Annotated in this window: 1 protein-coding gene; it reads right to left on the reverse strand. The window is 66.0% G+C overall.

Annotation, left to right across the window (positions count from 1 at the left end; genetic code table 11):
- On the reverse strand, positions 1–377 hold a 377-nt coding region (locus ACLQ3C_RS21485), incomplete at its 3' end, for a DUF222 domain-containing protein (protein WP_425707119.1).
- Positions 378–533 lie beyond the last annotated feature (156 nt).

Genomic DNA, 533 nt, shown 5'->3' on the forward strand with positions numbered 1-533 from the left:
TCTTGGCGGCCGAGGAACACTTGGCGTTTCTGCTGCCGGTCGGTGTCGTCGGTCAACTCGCCGTCGGGGTCGAGGTGCGCCATCAGGCGGGCGCCGATCGCGGTCAACTCGGCGGGGGTGTGCACCCGCGCGTAGTCGGCCATCTGCGTTTCGGCGTTGACTTTGATGTCGTGGTCGACCTGGTGCGGGATGTCGTCGAGCACGTCGATCACCACCCGCGCATGTGCGGGCCCGACCGCACCCTCGGCGAACGCCTGCGCCAACGTGGGGTACTTCGGGGCGAGGGGTTCACCGGTCAATCCGTGATAGGTGGCGGTGGCGGTCATCTGCTTGCGGCGGCGCATCGGCTCCGACACGCGTAAACCGACGACCAGCATGTCGGTCACCGACCGAAACCCGAACCGGCGCTACGCATTCCGGTCGGATAGCTCGACGATCTGCCGGTCACCCTGGAAGGTCAACCGGTTGATCGCGCGTTCATTGGCTGCCGCGACCTCCAGCAACGACTCATCCGAACACTGCGACAGATCCGT

Origin of the sequence: Gordonia sp. DT30 (assembly GCF_049844915.1) — a bacterium.
In the GTDB taxonomy this organism is placed as follows: Bacteria; Actinomycetota; Actinomycetes; order Mycobacteriales; family Mycobacteriaceae; genus Gordonia.